The organism is Rhizobacter sp. P2_H2 (assembly GCF_056403375.1).
The window spans coordinates 1-1,192 of record NZ_JBFUFP010001377.1 but is presented as its reverse complement, the minus strand read 5'-3'; the positions used below and the strand labels follow the sequence as shown (position 1 = coordinate 1,192).

The 1,192-nt window shown below is 70.2% G+C and carries 1 protein-coding gene; it reads right to left on the bottom strand.

The genetic code is table 11. The annotated features are described in order from the left end of the window. Nucleotides 1-310: 310 nt before the first annotated feature. A partial coding sequence (locus tag AC1D15_RS33225; RefSeq protein WP_477829420.1) for a substrate-binding domain-containing protein occupies nucleotides 311-1,192 on the bottom strand: 882 nt, incomplete at its 5' end.

Here is a 1,192-nt window from a genome sequence, read left to right as displayed (position 1 = left end):
GGCCTGGACGGATTCGTGGGAGGGGCTCGCCTGCTGCGGAACGTCGGTGGCTGCGGATTCGCTGCCGCCGCCGCAACTCGCGGTGATCAATGGGACGAGCAGAGTCGCCAGCCATCGCCGGTAGGTGGTGTTCATCGTGTCTCCTTCTGTGGCCTCGGAACGGGGTGTCTGCGGCACCAGCCCGATGACGGACGGCTCGTGCCAGGGCACGGCGCATCGCTAATAATTGACTAATATTAGGCGCACGGCGACCGCTGCGCGTCAACTGCGCAGATGCAAGGCCGTGTGATGGGAATGGGCTTGGAGGGACTCAGCCGACGGTCTGTCGCAGCACCAGCCGGCCATCGACCTTGACGCGACGGCGACGGCCGCCGGGCGCGGCGACCTGGGCCAGCAGCATCTCCACCGCGAGCCGCCCCATCTCGTAGTTGGGCAGCACCAGCGTGGTCAGCGGCGGGCTGGTGTGGCGTGCGATCTCCTGGTCGTCGTAGCCGATCACCGCCACGTCGCGCGGCACCTGTCTGCCCAGCTCGCGCAGCGCCGCGAGGCAGCCGACGGCCATCAGGTCGTTGGCACAGAAGATCGCCGTCGGCGCCTTCGGCTGCTTCATCAGCGACAGCGTGTGGTCGTGGCCCGAGGCGACATGCCAGTCGCCCTCGCGCACCAGCGCGGCGTCGTAGGCGATGTCGGCGCTCGCGAGCGCGCGGCGGTAGCCCTTCAGCCGATCGTGCGCAGCATCCATCCAGGGTTCGCCGTTGATGAAGGCGATGCGCCGGTGGCCGGCGTCGAGCAGGCACTCGGTCGCGGCGAAACCGCCCAGCACCTCGGAGGGCTCGACCGACGAGAAGCGCGGCTCGCCGCCCGATGCAGGCTCCACCTCGCTGCAGTTCAGCAGCACCGTGGGCACGCGGCCGAGCTGCGGCGGCACGCTGACCTGGCGCGTGAAGATCGTCGAGTAGACGACACCGACCAGCGCCGGGTTGGCCAGCATCGTCGACAGCACGGCGGCCTCGATGCCGGCATTCGAGCGCGTCGCGAACACTGCCACCAGCGCGCCCTGGCTCCAGGCCTCGTCCTTCGCGCCGTCGATCGACAGCACCGGGTGCGGGCTGGTGGAGATCTCGTCGACCAGGTAGAGGATCAGCGGCGTCGCAGCCGCCGCCGCGCGCGTGCGGCCACCGCGCGCCGCGGC